Here is a 17,607-nt window from a genome sequence, read left to right as displayed (position 1 = left end):
GTATTTGCCGCAAGGGGGCAAAACATTATGTTTGGAACGGAATAATGAATCGAATAGCACATTTAGCCTTGGCAGTTACTGTCGCTTTCTCTTCATCTTTTGTGTTTGCAGCGGATCTATCTGTAGAAGAGATCAGGCTACAAATCCAAGAGCGACAAGCTGAATTTGACAACTACAATAAAGACTTAGAAGTTCAAATTGCTACCGCCAAGCAATTGGAGCAAGAACTGGAATCCTTACGTGAAAAAGCAGTGACGGCTGAATCCAAAAGGCAGTCCGCTTTGAACGAAATGAATGTTCAATATGAGCGTATGGTAGAAGATCCAACATTGGATATTACCGACGTTCGTCAAACTTATCTCTCCGCCGTGAAAACGCATAAAGAAGTGAAAGATGCCATCACTGCAAAATACAATGATTGGCAAAAACAATTGCAGGACGTGGAACTACGCCGCCTCTCAAAGCATAGCTTACTGAATAAGTTGGAAGGCTTAAGAGAACAACTGAATAGCGCTCGCCTTGATCGATTATTTGAAGAATTTAATCGTCAAGATGTTGTATCGGTTGATCACAATATTGCATGTGACCGTGAAGAAACACTTGCTAAGTGTATGGAGCGCGGCAAGTCCCTAGCGAAACAGAAAGCATCAAAACGCTACCTTGATAAGCTTTATGATGGATTGTCTGAATCTACAGAGGCGTTAAAACGTCGCCCATATTCGGATGCTCATGTTCAAATTATTCGTAGTGAAATTACCAATAATAACTTCAGCGGCTTAGGTAACTATTCTGTATCTATGGCAGTGGAAGTGAAAGGTAATTTGCAACGTAACGAAGGTTGCGAATTACTTGGCTTAGATGGTCGTTATTGTGCACTAGATAAAGAAACAACCACGGTGAAGCAGTTTGAAGCTCCCACAACTGAAAGTGGTGTGCAAACCGACGAATCAGTGATGTACGAGCTTACCGTTCGTTCCAATGTATATGATGATGAAGTATTCATTGATGGCGTTAGTTATGGCTCAACGCGTTTGCAAATTATGTTGCCCTCTGGTGAGCATGATATTGAAGTGGTTAAGCGTGGCTACGAAACGTATAAACAAACGGTTAACCTTGAAGATAGCCGTACACTCAAAGTTGAATTGAATCGTTCACAATACTCTTTCAACAAAGGTGAGCGAATTCAAGACATTCTCGCAGGCGATATTAATGGACCCGATTTAGTTGTTGTTCCCGCTGGTTCTTTCCGTATGGGGGACATCGCAGGTCATGGTCTAGAAAACGAACGCCCGGTTGAAAGTAAAGAAATCTCGCATTCCTTTGGGGTGAGTGAAACCGAAATTACCGTAGAGCAGTTCCAACATTTTGTATCAGCAACAAGCTATGTAACTGATGCGGAAAAAGGAAAGGGCTGTGCTTACTACGAGGGTGGGCGTCCTGTGTGGCAGGAAAATCTGAACTGGCGCTCTCCGGGGTATACGCAATCGAAAGAACATCCGGTCGTATGCGTTAGCCTTAAAGATGCACAAGCCTATGTAGACTGGTTAAGTTCTTCAAGCGAGCAAACTTATCGCTTACCAATGGAGTCTGAGTGGGAATACTCCGCTCGCGCTGGCACTGAAACCGACTATTGGTGGGGCGAAGGTGTTGGTACCGATAATGCAAATTGTGGCTGGTGTGGTAGTCAATGGTCAAATGTGAGCGCGGCACCTGTTAGCAACTTCGAGCGAAATGAGTTTGGTTTGTTTGATACAGTGGGTAACGTTTGGGAATGGACTGTCAGTCATCGTTCTCAAAGCGGCGCTGTAGTAAGAGGTGGAGCTTGGAACTTTGCTCCTCGTTTAGCCAGAGCCTCGACTCGAATGGAACTTGATCCTACATTTAGATCAAACTACGTAGGATTCCGAGTTTTAAGAGAGCAGTAATATCTGAATCCCGGTCATTGCCACCGGGATTTTTTATTCTTTACTCTACACTCTACTGCTTGCTGAATCTCAGCGGCGTGGTAAAGTTAGCGAATTTTCATATAACCTAAAGTATAGGAAGCGGCCATTCCATGTTAAAGAAGCTTCGAGGAATGTTTTCCAATGACCTTTCCATTGACCTCGGCACCGCAAACACTCTGATCTATGTAAAAGATCAGGGTATTGTTTTGAATGAACCTTCAGTTGTAGCCATTCGTCAAGAACGTGCTGGGGGTCCCAAAAGTGTTGCTGCTGTAGGTGCAGAAGCAAAAAGAATGTTAGGACGTACGCCGGGCAACATAAAAGCCATTCGTCCTATGAAAGACGGTGTAATTGCCGACTTTTACGTAACAGAAAAAATGTTACAACACTTCATTAAGCAAGTGCATGATAACAACGTATTGCGTCCCAGCCCTCGTGTTCTGGTATGCGTTCCTTGTGGTTCAACACAAGTAGAGCGACGAGCCATTCGTGAGTCCGCGCTAGGCGCAGGTGCTCGAGAAGTATTCTTAATTGATGAGCCAATGGCAGCGGCAATCGGCGCTGGATTACCTGTATCAGAAGCAACAGGTTCTATGGTTGTCGATATTGGTGGTGGTACAACTGAAGTTGCGATCATTTCACTGAACGGGGTTGTATATTCATCGTCAGTGCGTATTGGTGGTGATAAATTTGATGAAGCTATTATCAACTACATTCGTCGTAATTTTGGTAGCTTAATTGGTGAAGCAACGGCTGAACGTATCAAGCATGAAATTGGTGCTGCCTACCCCGGCGAAGAAGTTAAGGAAATCGAAGTCCGTGGTCGTAACTTAGCTGAAGGTGTGCCTCGAGGCTTCACTTTGAATAGCAATGAGATCCTAGAAGCGTTACAAGAACCGTTAACTGGCATTGTTTCAGCAGTAATGGTTGCTTTGGAGCAGTCACCACCTGAGTTGGCGTCTGATATTTCTGAGCGCGGCATGGTGCTAACCGGTGGTGGTGCGCTACTAAAAGACTTGGACCGCTTATTAATGGAAGAAACAGGAATTCCTGTTGTCATTGCAGATGACCCTTTAACCTGCGTTGCTCGTGGAGGCGGTAAAGCGTTCGACATGATAGATATGCATGGCGGGGATTTGTTTAGCTACGAATAATGCTAACTGATCTTTGTGCTCACAAAAGTGATAACGCTTAATTTATGGACAACATATTCAGTCGGGGTCCCTCGTTAAATAGTCGGCTCGTCATGGGCATCATATTGTCTTTGGCGCTAATGGTTATGGATCATCGACTGGATAGCTTCCGTTTTGCGCGTGTATACCTGAATTCCTTGGTTGCTCCCCTGCAGTATGTTGCCAATATACCGAGTGATGCGCTTAACTGGCTTGCTAGAGAACTCACCTCAAAGCGACAACTTCTTGAAGAAAATGCTCGACTAACTCATCAGGCAACATTGATGAGTGAAGAAAACCTACGTTACCAGTTCCTAAAGCGAGAAAACGATCGTTTACGTACCTTGCTTGGTTCACCTGTTCGTGAAAATGCTCGCAAAATGGTCGCTGAACTGATGGCGGTTGATAACAACCCATACAGTAAACAAATAGTCATTGATAAAGGTGCTATACATGGGGTTTATCAGGGGCAGGCTGTGTTGGATGAGCACGGTATCGTTGGGCAGGTGTTGCAAGTGGCAACAACTAATAGTCGTATTCTTTTGATTTCCGATATTACCCATGCCACACCAACTCGCTTGGCAAGAAATGATGTTCGTTTAATCGCTTCAGGCTCAGGGGATTTGGATGAGCTGGTTATCGACCACGTAGCTCACAGTACCGATATAAAAGCCGGTGATATTCTCATTTCGTCTGGATTAGGTAATGTTTTCCCTGAGGGGTATCCCGTTGCCAAGGTAACGTCCGTTATACGCGACGAATCACGGCCTTTTGCCTCCATCAAGGCAGAACCTGCTGCACGCTTAGATCGATTGAAATACCTGTTACTTCTGTGGCCAAGCGATGCGCCTACCGACCCTGCGTCGCCGACCTTTGGCGATGATGCTGATGGCGAAAGCCCTAGCAAAACGCAGGAGCCTGTTTCCTAATGTTTCAGATAAGACACTATATTATTGGTATTAGTTTGGTGTTGGCTTTAATGTTTCAGATTATGCCAATGCCTCCTGTCGTTGACCCATTTAGGCCAGACTGGGTGTATCTGGTGATTGCCTATTGGACCTTGGCATTGCCTAATCGAGTCAATGTAGGCGTTGCTTTTATTAATGGTTTGCTACTTGATGTATTGCTTGGCACGACTCTTGGTGTGCACAGCTTAGCGCTTTGTGCCGTAACGTATATCCTTGCCGCTAACTATTTGCGTTTAAGAAATTATTCCGTATGGCAGCAGGCCATCATTATTGGATTATTGTCCGCGCTATATCATTTGATTGTTTTCTGGTTACTTAGATTACTTACCGATTTGAACTTTAACTTTGAATTCTTGTGGCCTGTTATTACAGGTATGGTTTTCTGGCCTTGGATTTTCCTTTTACTGCGTAAAATGAGAAGGCAATTCCGGGTTTCCTAAAATCCTTTAGGGTAGATAATGTCTCCTCAATTAATACTTGCATCTCAATCTCCACGGCGCGCTGAATTGCTTAATCAGGTTGGCGTTAATTTCATAACATGTCCCGCTGATGTTGACGAAACGCCTCTTGAAGATGAGCCGCCATTGCAATACGTACTGCGTATGGCGAAGTTAAAATCAGAAACAGTTTGGAACCAACAGCAAGCTTCTCAGTCGAACTCAGAGTGCGTCGTTTTAGGCTCAGATACCATTGGGGAGATTAATGGTCAGGTACTGGTAAAACCCCAAGATTTAAACGATTTTTTGCAAATGCAGCAGTTGATGTCGAATACAACACATTATGTTCATACCTCAATAGCTGTTAGCACTCCAACAGGTACTTTTGCTGAGGTTGTGACTACCGAGGTTGAGTTTGGTGTTATCAGCGAAGCCGATTCACACTGGTATTGGCAAACGGGTGAACCGCAAGATAAAGCGGGCGGTTATGCCATTCAGGGCTTAGGCGGACAATTTGTGAAACAGATTAAAGGTAGTTATAGCGCCGTAGTCGGATTACCTTTGTATGAGACAGTTAGATTGCTAAAACACACAGGAATAACCCCTCATGAGCGGTGAACTACTGATTAACGTCACACCATCTGAATCCCGAGTGGCGTTGATCGAAAATGGTTTATTACAAGAAATCCATGTTGAACGCCATACTAAACGCGGTCTAGTTGGCAATATTTATCGTGGCAAAGTTAGCCGAGTATTGCCCGGAATGCAGGCAGCGTTTGTTGATATTGGTTTGGAAAGAGCGGCATTCCTTCATGCATCTGATATAGCGATGCATCAAGAAATTGCAGAAGAAGTCCCTGATGCGCCCCCCATCGAGAAAAAAGACATCAGAGAATTGGTGCGAGACGGGCAAAACATTGTTGTGCAAGTAGTAAAAGATCCTATCGGCACAAAAGGGGCCCGTTTAACGACAGATATTACTATTCCTTCTCGCTATTTGGTTTTCATGCCAAGCGTAACTCATATCGGTGTTTCTCAGCGTATTGAGGATGAGCAAGAACGTGAACGTTTGCGGGAGTTGATGTCTGAACTAGAAGGCGACGGTGGCTTTATCCTTCGCACCGCAGCTGAAGGCGTAGGTGAAAGTGAGTTGGTGCAAGATGCCAAATTCTTGCGGCGTTTGTGGTCAAAAATTCAGGAGCGTACCAAGCGCAGAAAAAGCTATGTGCTTTACGAGGACTTGCCGCTTGCACGACGCGTATTGCGTGATTTTGTCGGCACAGATCTTGGTTTAATTCGAATCGATTCGAAATTAGCTTTCCAAGAATTGGAGCAATTTACGGACGAATATGCACCAGAATTTAAGCAGTTGCTTGAATATTATCCCGGTGAGCGCCCTATCTTTGACTTATATGATGTGGAAAATGAAGTACAACGAGCACTGGAAAGACGCGTTGATCTTAAGTCTGGTGGTTATTTAATTATTGACCAGACGGAAGCGATGACCACTGTTGACATCAACACAGGCGCGTTTGTTGGACACCGAAATTTGGAAGAAACCATATTTAATACCAATATTGAGGCGACTCAAGCTATTGCCCGTCAACTGCGTTTACGGAATTTGGGTGGGATTATTATCATCGACTTCATCGATATGATTGAACCGAATCATCAGCGACGAGTCTTGCAGAACCTAGAAGTTGCACTTAACAAAGACAGAGCAAAAACCAAAATTCACGGTTTCACCGAGTTAGGATTGGTGGAAATGACGCGTAAGCGCACTCGTGAAAGTCTGGAGCATATTTTGTGTGGTGAATGCCCCGTTTGTAAAGGCCGCGGTTCAGTGAAAACGGTTGAAACCGTTTGCTTTGAAATTATGCGAGAAATTGTACGGGTTAATCGCGCGTACGATGCGGACAAGTTCGTAGTTTATGCGGCACCGTCGGTTGCGGATGCGTTGATGGATGAAGAATCCCATGTTTTAGCGGAATTGGAACTCTTTGTTTCAAAACAAATCAAAGTACAGACTGAGACCCTGTATAATCAGGATAATTATGACGTTGTAATGATGTAGCTGTGTGGAATGCAACGTATCACCAAAAATGATTGAGCGCTAAGCAGAACTATTTTGAAAACTGGTCGTTACTATTTATCGTATTTTCTTCGCAAACTATGGCTATTGCTTGCCGTTTTCACGGTTGGTTTGGCGTTGCTAATCAGTTTATTGCGCTATTCCCTTCCCTACATGCACAGTCAGCGAGATTTTATTGAATCATGGCTAAGTGATAACTACGGCGCAAATATCAAAATTGGCTATATCAGTGCAATGTGGAAAGGTCGTGGCCCAGCGATTGTGCTTAAAGACCTTACGCTCGTTGAAGGTAAGAACTCTCCAATTTCTTTTAGTGTTGACGAAACACAAGTGGAACTCGATCTTTTTACCTCTCTAAGAACAGGTCAGGTTCACTCAAGGCGCTTCAATCTAATTGGCATGGAAATGAAAGCCGATATTGACAAAATTCAAGGAGGAGAGAGCAATTTTCCTGTTGTTGATGCGTTGCAAACGCTGTTTTTAGAGCAGCTACAGCGTTTCTCCGTGAGTGATAGTCACGTCACCATCAAAACACGTTTAGATGAACAGCAAATCCAAATTCAACAGCTATCTTGGCTTAACAATGGAAAACGACACCAAGGCGTTGGGGAAATGCGTGTTGCCGAGCTGGCAAGCAATTCGGCGCGTTTTGTCCTCGATTTAAAGGGTGAAAAACGGGATTTAACGGGAACATTTTATGCTGAAGCAAGGGATCTTGATATTGCCCCTTGGCTGAAAGAATTTGTGCCAACCCAATATGAGCTAATTGAAAGTCGAGCTAATTTCCAGTTTTGGGCGGGATTGAGAAACTCAGTGATTACCTCCACACAAGTATTGCTGCAAGACAGCAGCTTTGAGTGGGAAAACGAAGCAGGTGACGTAGTCAATGCTAAAATTTTTAAGGGTAACTTCCTAGCTCAACCAAGACCGTCGGGTTGGGCGTTTAACATGAATGAATTCACCGTTGTTGTGAATGAAAAGGCGATTGAAACAAATTGGAATGGCACATTTAGTCGCGCGGGTGTATTGCGTTTCCATAATCGTGAACCTGTTAAGTTCTCGCCTGTCATGCCGTTACTCAGTGTAATTTTGGGGACAAATGAAGCAAGCCCTATTGCAGCTCTTGCCCCCGATCTGCAAATTGATAAATTGCATATTGAATTGTCCCCAGAGCAAGCTGCCGCTCAGTTACTCTTTTCCAATTTAAGTTTTTCCGAATTGTCGTCAGAAAACGGCAGTAGCATACCCGGAGTGACCAACCTAAAAGGTAATATTCACTGGTTAGATAAGCTGGCAAGAGTCCAAGTCTATGATGATTTGGGGGAGCTCAGAACAGGGCAGATGTTGGGTTACAACTTGCCTTATGACCATATTTCCTTGGATGCGTATCTTGATCTTTCTTCCGACAAGCTGGCCGTTTCTGCTCCTTCTATTCGTTTCCAAGGACCAAGCTTAACAGCAGAAACAAGCGTCACATATCGCTCTGATACCAAGCTGATGCAGCTTTATACGCGTTTAGGCAATATGGATATTGACCAAGCAAAAGCGCTCTTTCCAAAGGAATTAATGGGACCCGTGACGAATGATTTTCTTAAAGAATCGTTACATGCAGGAACGCTAAGCGACATACACAGTATTTGGAGCGGTGATCCTTCTGAGTTTCCATTCAAAAATAACCAAGGTATTTTTCAGGCTAAACTTTCGTTGTCGGATGCCCAGTTTGAGTTCGATGATACATGGCCAATGGTAACAGAGCTGAATGTGGATCTGTTATTTGAAAATGAAGGCTTGTTTATGGCGAGCCAACATGCCCGTATTCTGGATGTAACCGTAGATGATATTCATGCCTCTATACCAAACTTAACGGAAGGGTCCACGTTGTTTATTGATGTAAAGGGTCAAACAACCGGTACATTAGCAACGGGCTTAGTTCAAGCCAGTAGTTTACAAGAAAGTGTGGGCGAGGCATTAGATCATGTGCACTTGAGTGGGCCACTAGATTTGGATGTTGATTTAGAGATCCCTCTTTCGGGTGAGAATATTCAAGTGAAAGGGAATGTAAATATGGCAAATAACCCCATTTACATCCCTCGGTTAGATTTGCGATTAGAGCAAAGCCGCGGTGCAATCGCTTTCAATAATGACAAGGTGTCCACTTCAGCGCTTTCTGCTGAGTTATGGGGACAACCAATTTCTATTGATTTTGTTGGGCATCAAGGGGAAGACGCCTACGAGGCAGACATTGATATATCAGGGAAGTGGGATGCAGATGAACTAACGCAAACTTTCCACCCAAACTTGAATAAATATTTTGATGGTGCCACAGATTGGCAGGCAGACTTGCGCCTTTCTATTCCTCAAACCGGTTTTTATTACAGTATGCAGCTTACTTCCCAGATGGAAGGCGTTGGGATTGCGTTGCCTGATCCTATCGCAAAAGAGGCAGAAGATAGCCGATTGCTTTTTTTGGATAGCGAAGGCGATGAAAAAACGTCAACCGTGCGAATGTTGTTAGGCGACAATATCAAGTTTAACGGTATCTTGCCGCATGATAAGAAACAGTTTTCCCGCGCGCATTTAACCATAGGCGAAGATAGCTTTATTGGAATGGGAATAGGTTTTAGCGTTTCTGCTCAATTAAATACAATGACCTTCAACCCTTGGTTTGATTTTGTTGACGATATGCTATCTGGGTTGCCTGAATCTGCAAAAGGAGGATTGTTATCTCCTCCACAGCGAGTGTTAATTAAAGCGAATGAATTGCATTTTGGTGGGCAGCAGTTCAATAAAGTTGATGTGGTTGCCAAGAACCGTGACACAGACTGGGATGTATTAATTAACGCTGAGCAATTAAGAGCACAAGCGTTGGTCGCTAAGGCGCTTTATTCTCAAGGAATGAAGGTTAACGCTGACTTCGTAAATATAAAAAGCTGGAATAAGCTTGATGAAGATTTAACGCAAGAAATCGACTTTTCTCAGTTGCCTCCTTTGCAGGTCAAGTGCTTACAATGCAAAATTGACGATTTTGATTTAGGAGAATTGGATTTTGCCTTAATGCCAACCCAATCAGGCATGAAAATCGACCGTTTTAAATTAAAGAAAAAAGATGGCAGCATCAGTGCAACGGGCGATTGGCAAATTGATGCGGCAGGGCATAAAACTAATCTTAAAGGTAGCTTCGAGAGTAAAGACTTCGGCGATTTCCTTAGCAGCCTTGATTATGAGTCTGGTGTACGCGACTCCGATGCCAAAATTGATTTTGATCTAAAGTGGGACCAAGCTCCTTATCAACCACAGTTTGCGACGTTAAATGGGAACGTGCAATGGCGTTTAGGCGATGGTTATCTTACTGAAGTGAGTGACAATGGTGCTCGAATTTTCAGCTTTTTGAGTCTTGAGTCATTAATCCGAAAATTGACTTTAGATTTTAGGGATGTATTTGCAAAGGGATTCTTTTACGAGAAGATGAAAGGGTCATTCCAAATTAGCGATGGTCGAATGCAAACACAAGACTCTGAAATTGATGGCGCAGCCGCTCGGGTAAAAATACAGGGGTACACCGACCTGTCAGATAAACAGCTCAATTACACGGTGTCGGTACAGCCTAATTTAACCTCAAGCTTGCCAGTCTTGCTCGCGTGGATGGTAAACCCCGCAACAGCGGTAGCGGCTTTTGCATTTGATGAAGTGATTACTTCTGCTAATGTGGTGTCTAACTTGAAGTATTCATTAACCGGAACATTATCAGACCCGAAAGTCGAGTTGTTGGACAAGTCCAGCAAATCGGTTGAACTGCCTGCTAAAAAGTCTCCGGTAGAACCTAGTGTTATAGAACCTGAAACAGAAAATTCGGTTAATCCGGGATTAGAACCAAACAGTTTCAGCCCTTTTCAAGGAGTAAATGGTTAATGCTGCCCAATCTCATCGCGTTGCAGATGGTATCTGTACCTGATGCTAAACAAAACCTCGACCAAGTTGAATCCCTGATAAAGGCACTTAAGCCAAAAACGCCAGCGCTAGTTGTTTTGCCTGAATGCTTCGCGTTTTTTGGGGCAAAAGATAAAGACCAGCTAAACATTGCAGAAGCAATGGGAACTGGCATGATTCAGGACAGGCTATCTTCCATCGCCAAACAATATGGTGTTTGGTTGGTCTCCGGCACAATGCCAACCAAGATAGAAACAGAAAGCGAACGTTTTCAGGCGAGTTGTTTGGTTTTCGATGATGAAGGCGTATGTCGAGCTGATTACCAAAAAATCCATTTGTTTGATGTTCAGGTGGCAGACAATACAGGCAGTTACCTTGAGTCTCGCACGACTAAACCCGGAGAAAAGATTACCGTTATTGATGATACGCCTTTTGGTCGCTTGGGTGTGGCGGTTTGTTACGACATCAGATTTCCGGGATTATTTCAGGCAATGGGGCAAATCGATGTTCTGGCCTTACCCGCAGCGTTTACCGAAAAAACCGGTGCCGCTCACTGGCATCCATTATTGCAGGCGCGTAGTATTGAAAAGCAATGCTATGTTGTTGCCGCCAATCAGGGCGGAGAACATCAAAATGGGCGGATGACATACGGTCATTCCTGTATTTATTCTGGATGGGGTGAACTGTTAACTGAAATAAGAAAAGGCCCGGGTTGTGTCTCTGCCGTAATGGACTTTAAACAGTTAACAGAAATTCGTAACAATATGCCTATCACTCAGCACAACCGATTTAGGAGCGAACTTGTCTAATATCGTCGAACAACATCTTATTCATGATTCGGGGCTTCAAGCTCAGGATTTGCAAGACATTTTAGGTCTGATTTATCAGCATGATACCGATTTTGCTGACCTCTATTTTCAGGCTAGTCAACATGAAGCTTGGATACTCGAAGACGGCATTATCAGAGAAGGAAGCTACAACCTAGAGCGGGGTGTCGGGGTTAGAGCCGTGAGTGGCGAAAAAACCGGTTTTGCGTATTCCGATGTGATAAATCTAGAAGCGCTTAATGCATCGGCAAATGCGGCTAGAACCATTGCTCGTTCAGGTGGAAGCGGTAAGGTAAAGGCATTTTCAGGCTCAACTCCAAATGTACGTGGGCAGCTTATTTATCAATCTCATAACCCTATTATAGGTATGTCTGAGAATGACAAAGTGGCGTTATTAAAAGCGGCTGATGCTTATATTCGAGCCAAAGAACCGGATGCGATCCAAGTGACGGTGAGTTTAACGGGGGTTTATGAAGAAGTCTTGGTTGCTGCGAGCGATGGCACCTTTGCAACCGATATTCGCCCATTAGTGCGTTTTAATTGCAGTGTTGTCATTGAACGTGATGGTCGACGCGAGCGCGGAAGTGCGGGAGCGGGGGCTCGTGTCGATTACACCTATTTCCATGAGTTGTTAGATGGTGTCCCACGTTATCAAAGCGTTGCCAATGAAGCTCTACATGTGGCCAATGTTAATATGCAAGCGATTGATGCGCCAGCAGGTAATATGCCTGTGGTACTAGGAAATGGTTGGCCGGGTGTGTTGCTCCATGAAGCTGTAGGTCATGGTCTAGAAGGAGACTTTAATCGCAAAGGAGCATCCACTTTTAGCGGACGCGTAGGTCAGCAAGTTGCTGCAAAAGGGATTACCGTTGTTGACGATGGCACCGTTGCTAATGCCCGTGGCTCGGTAAATATTGATGATGAAGGTACGCAAGGTCAATATAATGTCTTGATTGAAGATGGCGTATTAACTGGTTATATGCAGGATAAGCTTAATGCAGGGTTGATGGGGCAAAAGGCTACGGGGAATGGGCGAAGAGAATCCTATGCACACCTGCCAATGCCTCGCATGACAAATACCTATATGTTGGCCGGCCAACATGATCCTCAAGAAATTATCTCAAGTGTGAAAAAAGGGCTTTATGCTCCGAATTTTGGCGGTGGTCAGGTGGATATTACATCTGGGAAGTTTGTGTTTTCAACATCCGAAGCCTACTTAATTGAAGATGGCAAGATAACCAGTCCAGTTAAAGGCGCTACGTTAATTGGTAATGGGCCTGAGGTGATGCAAAAGATCTCAATGATTGGTTCCGATATGGCCTTGGATAAAGGGGTTGGGGTTTGTGGTAAGGATGGGCAAAGCGTGCCTGTTGGGATCGGCCAACCTACCTTAAAAATTGATGAGTTAACCGTTGGCGGTACTGCCTAAGTCTCCCTAATAAAAGTGCCCGTAACCACTACAGGGCACTTTTATCTCCCCCCCCTTCCCTTAATTTGATAATTTTTACGCTTTTTGGTTGAAATGTTCACCTGTTTGAGATAAGTTTCTGGCCGAATTTTATCAGCCACAATTACATCCTTTAGGGAATGCAGGTCAGGGAATGAAACACACTACGCTTCTGTCGTTTTTTACTTTTCTTTTTTTCATCTTTAGTGCGCAAACCAGCGCTGCCGATGCCGTGCATTGGGACTCGTCAACGCATGTCGATCATTATGTTGACGCCAATGGCGATGGCGTCAAAGACTTATTACTCCAAGCCGTGGACGATGCCTCAAGTAACGCCCTGTATTTTGGTTCTCAGCTCAACTTCGGTACGCAGTATGACACCGAGCAACGGTTGGCGTTGGAAGCTGACTTAGATGGCTTATCTTGGTCAGCGGATAAAGCGCAGATTACTATCGGTTTTTTCAACGACGATATTTTTGAAGATGCGCTAGTGGCGCTACCCGGAGCCCAAAAAGCGTATCTATTGATGGGCGGCAAGCATGGATTTGTGAGTTTTAGGCGCTTTGATGCTACGCAGCTTCTCTGGTTGGGGGATAGCGAAGAAGCGGAGCTCTACTCGGGGGATTTTAACGGCGATGGGCAAAGTGATTTACTGGTATTAATGAGTCAAACTGGGGCGCATCAGGTATATCACAGTCAGCCTGATGGTAAGCTTGAGTTAGCCCAAAAGCGCGACAAGAAGTCGCGTTGGGGGATGAAGAAAACAGAGAAGCTTTACATTGCTGACTTTGATGGAGATGGACGCGATGATGTCTTTGCCTTGTCTAAGAAAAAGCACAAGAAACATTATATTGCTTACGCCAATAAAAAAGGGATATTTAAGCGTAAGAATACTCAAAAGATAAAGGCCGACTTTGCGGGTTATGAGTGGACGGACGATGGTTTTAGTACCGCGCTTGAAGAAGAGGGCGGTCAACATTATTTGGTGCGTTTGTACAACCAAAATGGTGGTGAGGATGAAGAAGGGCGTTTCATCCCAGATGCAACAGATAAGTTGCGTCATGAACGCTGTAAGTATGTGTACTTTATGCCCAAAAGCAAGCAGGCGGGCACAAAATGTGAGCTTAAGCGTAAAAAGCGCAAAAAGTATAAGAAACGCAAAAAAAACAGAGGGAATAATGCAAAAGCTGATGCTGTCGGAATAGCATCAGCTTCACACGATGTTACCGCCATGTCTGCAACAGCCGGTGTTATGACGTCTTCAGATGTGGCGACGCTTAGTGAGCCTGATGAACTGACGACTCCACCTGTTTCTTCGGTTGGAGCTTACCCCGCTGTTGGTCAACCATTTGAATTGAGTTGGGCTGCGGTGCCAAATGCGACTCGATATGAGATTTGGGTTAGCTATCCTGGCTCCCAAATGGAGTATACCAACCGTTATACTAGTGCGCTCAAACATCGTATTGTTGAACACTCCGAAGGTGGTCGCTTTTATTATATTAAGGCGTGTAATGCACAAGGGTGTAGTAGTGCAAGCCCTTATAAAAGCGTGTATGTCTTCAATATTCCTCAGTTCGTGACGCAGTTTGTGGCATCAAGCGACACAGTGGTTGCATCAGGAAATGGTGATGATTCAGTGACATTAAGCTGGTCGCGCCCTGATGGGCTGATTGGCTCAGGCGGGTATTATAAAATACTTCAAATAGAGCCCAACGGTATCCAGTCGTGGGCAAAAATCGGTATACCGTCAACCACGACCTCTCAAACGGTTAAACTTAGTGGAGTGAACGGGGGAGCAGGGCAATATACCTATAAAATTTATTCGTGTAATAAAACCAATGCGTATTGCTCGGGTCCTAGCCCGTATGAAGTGAGGGTGACTCTGCTGCCATTAAACGATGGTAAAAAGGCGGTGATTAGTAACCTGAGCTACACGCCAGTTGTGGCGTCAGTTGGTATCACTCAGACATTTAGTTTTAAGTATTTAGATTCCTCTTGGTGTCGCAGTCATAACTATTCGGATAACTCAGGAGCCTCGGTAACGTATATCGGCGGTCCGAATGAAACTAGGAAGATGTCGGGGACGTTTAGTTGGTCCGCCTACCGCAGTGAGCCGGCGACATGGGCGTTTGATGTTACCTGCTCAAACAACGTTGGTAGCTCGACTCAGCATGTTAGTACCATTATTACCGCCAACAAAAAGCCGATAGCTTACGATGACCAAAAAACGGTTGCCTATGGTGAAGGGGCCGTGGTGATACGCGTGCTAGATAATGATGTTGATGCAGATGGACATGCGTTAACCATTAGTAGTTTCACACAGCCTAGTGTAGGAACTGTGACCTGCTCAAACAAATGCACTTATGCTCCGCCTGCCTCAGGGGTGAATAATGCGCAAACCAGCTTTAACTATACGGTGAATGATGGTTGGGGCGGAAATTACACGGCACAAGTGGAAATACGCTTAGTCTCGCCTATTCAAGACCCGGTGGTGACGTTGGCAGAGTTACAATACGCGCCGCAAGTGGTCACCGTGGGTCAGTCTCAAACCTTCTCTTTTACCTATACCGATGTGCGGGAATGTAAAAATAACCTTGGTGTAGTTTATGTGCCTAATAATGGGCAATTGCAGTCGGGGACCTATGTTTGGGGGCCGATTTTACGGGACTCTCCTGCGGTATGGGATTTTTCAGTTACCTGTAGTAACAATAATTCCAGTGTAACCCGAGATGTGTATGGTCGAATTGACCCAAATGAAGGTCCACAAGCAACCCCTGATACCTTTTCGGTATTGCAATATACGCAAAATAACCTCTTGTCGGTATTAAATAATGACATTGATGCCAACAATTTGGGGTTGACGGTTGTTCAGGTCACTCAGCCGCTGAATGCTACGGTGACTATTACGCCAGATGGCGACCAAGTTTCCTACACGCCAAATGCTGATTTTGTTGGGACAGAAAGCTTTGTGTATACCATCGAAGATGGTTGGGGCAATACCTCTCAATCGACAGTGACTGTGACCGTGGGTGAAGTACCCAGTGGTGACCCAAGTTTGATAGCAGAATACCTCTTTGAAGATGCCAGTAACCTTGCTTATGACAGTTCAGGTAGAGGCAATCATGCCACGATTGATCGCCTGCCCGTGCAAGGGGAAGGCAAAATTGGCAAAGCTATGTATACCCGCAATGGGGCGATAAAAGAGTTGCCGGGTTTTGACAAGCGCCAATTGGTGACCATTAACTTCTGGTTTAAAACCGATTCTAATCGAGAATTCCTGTATTTGATGCACCAAGGATACTGGGATGGCGGGTATCCTGCTTGGGAGTTTAGGCCGGAGATACTTGCCTCAGGGCCAATCCATTTTGTGACCTTGGGTGATAATAATGTCGTGCGCGATTTAGTGTACTTCTACGATAGACGTAAAAACTACCGTGATGGTCGCTGGCACATGATGACCATTATCACCGATGGCACTTTCATGGAAGGCTTCATGGATGGTGTACAAAGCGGTCTTGATACCAGTATCAGCGGCCCGGATGATTGGTCTGCTGACCAGCCCAAGTCGGCTAAAAAGGTGGGGTCGATATGTTATTACGGCAACGATAATTGTCGACACGGCTATCAGTATTTTGACGGTGCGATAGATAACTACCGCATGTACAACCGCGCTTTATCACGCGAAGAAATCACGGCGCTTTATAATGAAAAGCCTAAACCCGTCAATCATCCACCAAGTGGCGAGGTGGACATTGTGGGTCAGGCGGGGATCGGTTTGACGGTAAGTTCAGATGCGACCACCTTAAATGACGTTGATGGACTAGGGATATTCTCCTACCAGTGGCATCGTCATCAGGGTGAAGACGTAATGGACATCGGCGGAGCAACAGGGCCTGATTACACGGTGTCGGAAGCTGATGTCGGCCATGCGTTAAGTGTGACGGTGTCCTATATCGATGGGCTTGGAAAGCGTGAGTCAATGACCAGTGGGCTAACCCCTGCCGTATCTTCAAACTTACCGCCGAGCATTTCGTTAATCAACGACATTGTGGCGCAAGAAGATACAGAGATTGCCCCTATTCCCTTTATTGTAGAAGATATCGGCGCATCACAGAGTGAGTTGTTGGTCAGTGTTGAGTCTGATGCGCAGTCAATATTGCCACAGACCGGTATCACTACTACAGGTGATGGCGCTGAGCGGACGTTAACGCTTGTGCCAGCAGAAAATGCCCATGGTGAGGTGAATATCACAGTCACTGTTTCTGATGGCTCGCTATCAAATGAGGTGGACTTTACCTTGACCATCGAGCCGGTCAATGATGCGCCTACAGGTCGTGTTGTGATTACCGGTGATGCCGAAATTGGCAGTGTCTTAACCGCTGACACTCAGGAATTGGTTGATGAAGATGGGCTAGGTGAGTTGAGTTATCAATGGAAGCGTGGTGGCAACGATATAGCTGAGGCTACCCTTGCCACGTATACCGTTACTCAAGACGATGACGGTAAGTTATTAACGGTAGAGGTCTCTTATACCGATGAGGGCGGCGAGCAAGAGCAGATGGAAAGTGCGTCTGTGTACATTGGAGAGATGGTGGCTGGTGACTGGGGACAGCTTGGCGGAGAAGCAGATGATGCCACACAGGTGAGCAAAACCGCATCCGCCAGTGACTTTAATGGTGCCACGCCGGCACAGGCCGGTGTCAGCGGCGGGGCAGCGTCATACCATATTCCAATAGTGATACCGCCGGGTCGAAACGGCGTGCAGCCGAATGTGGCACTGAATTACAGCAG

At 45.2% G+C, this 17,607-nt stretch carries 10 protein-coding genes; all 10 read left to right on the top strand.

What is annotated here, in order from left to right:
• The first annotated feature begins 44 nt into the window (after positions 1-44).
• Positions 45-1,925 carry an SUMF1/EgtB/PvdO family nonheme iron enzyme gene (locus HJG39_RS07545; RefSeq protein WP_268408289.1) on the top strand — a complete coding sequence of 627 codons (1,881 nt, stop codon included), beginning with the start codon at positions 45-47 and terminating at the stop codon, positions 1,923-1,925.
• Between the two features lie 131 nt (positions 1,926-2,056).
• Positions 2,057-3,100 (top strand): rod shape-determining protein, encoded by a 1,044-nt coding sequence (locus HJG39_RS07540; RefSeq protein WP_268408288.1) that lies wholly within the window; start codon positions 2,057-2,059, stop codon positions 3,098-3,100.
• Positions 3,101-3,144: 44 nt separating this feature from the next.
• Positions 3,145-4,047, top strand: a complete 903-nt coding sequence (gene mreC / locus HJG39_RS07535; RefSeq protein WP_268408287.1) for a rod shape-determining protein MreC — start codon at positions 3,145-3,147, stop codon at positions 4,045-4,047.
• The gene (mreD, locus tag HJG39_RS07530) at positions 4,047-4,526 is read left to right on the top strand and encodes a rod shape-determining protein MreD (protein ID WP_268408286.1); all 480 of its coding nucleotides are present in this window, start codon (positions 4,047-4,049) and stop codon (positions 4,524-4,526) included. The genes mreC and mreD overlap by 1 nt, the downstream gene beginning before the upstream one ends.
• Positions 4,527-4,544: 18 nt before the next feature.
• Positions 4,545-5,141 carry a Maf family protein gene (locus HJG39_RS07525; protein WP_268408285.1) on the top strand — a complete coding sequence of 199 codons (597 nt, stop codon included), beginning with the start codon at positions 4,545-4,547 and terminating at the stop codon, positions 5,139-5,141.
• Positions 5,131-6,597: a ribonuclease G gene (gene rng / locus HJG39_RS07520; protein ID WP_268408284.1), complete on the top strand. Its 1,467-nt coding sequence runs from the start codon at positions 5,131-5,133 to the stop codon at positions 6,595-6,597. Before HJG39_RS07525 ends, rng begins: the two co-directional genes overlap by 11 nt.
• A gap of 54 nt (positions 6,598-6,651) precedes the next feature.
• The gene (locus HJG39_RS07515) at positions 6,652-10,524 is read left to right on the top strand and encodes a YhdP family protein (protein WP_268408283.1); all 3,873 of its coding nucleotides are present in this window, start codon (positions 6,652-6,654) and stop codon (positions 10,522-10,524) included.
• Between the two features lie 2 nt (positions 10,525-10,526).
• Positions 10,527-11,351 (top strand): carbon-nitrogen hydrolase family protein, encoded by an 825-nt coding sequence (locus HJG39_RS07510; RefSeq protein WP_268408485.1) that lies wholly within the window; start codon positions 10,527-10,529, stop codon positions 11,349-11,351.
• Positions 11,344-12,798 (top strand): metalloprotease TldD, encoded by a 1,455-nt coding sequence (gene tldD, locus HJG39_RS07505; RefSeq protein WP_268408282.1) that lies wholly within the window; start codon positions 11,344-11,346, stop codon positions 12,796-12,798. Before HJG39_RS07510 ends, tldD begins: the two co-directional genes overlap by 8 nt.
• A 172-nt stretch (positions 12,799-12,970) precedes the next feature.
• Positions 12,971-17,607: Ig-like domain-containing protein (locus HJG39_RS07500; RefSeq protein WP_268408281.1), on the top strand; the 4,637-nt coding region annotated here is incomplete at its 3' end.

It is taken from the genome of Alteromonas sp. a30 (assembly GCF_026788005.1).
Taxonomy (GTDB): domain Bacteria; phylum Pseudomonadota; class Gammaproteobacteria; order Enterobacterales; family Alteromonadaceae; genus Paraneptunicella.
This window is presented reverse-complemented; position numbering and strand designations above follow the sequence as displayed.

Excerpts from the sequence above, each read along its gene's own strand:
- HJG39_RS07545 (WP_268408289.1), top strand. The coding sequence starts at position 45 with ATGAATCGAATAGCACATTTAGCCTTGGCAGTTACTGTCGCTTTCTCT.
- mreC (WP_268408287.1), top strand. The coding sequence starts at position 3,145 with ATGGACAACATATTCAGTCGGGGTCCCTCGTTAAATAGTCGGCTCGTC.
- HJG39_RS07525 (WP_268408285.1), top strand. The coding sequence starts at position 4,545 with ATGTCTCCTCAATTAATACTTGCATCTCAATCTCCACGGCGCGCTGAA.
- mreD (WP_268408286.1), top strand. The coding sequence starts at position 4,047 with ATGTTTCAGATAAGACACTATATTATTGGTATTAGTTTGGTGTTGGCT.
- rng (WP_268408284.1), top strand. The coding sequence starts at position 5,131 with ATGAGCGGTGAACTACTGATTAACGTCACACCATCTGAATCCCGAGTG.
- HJG39_RS07540 (WP_268408288.1), top strand. The coding sequence starts at position 2,057 with ATGTTAAAGAAGCTTCGAGGAATGTTTTCCAATGACCTTTCCATTGAC.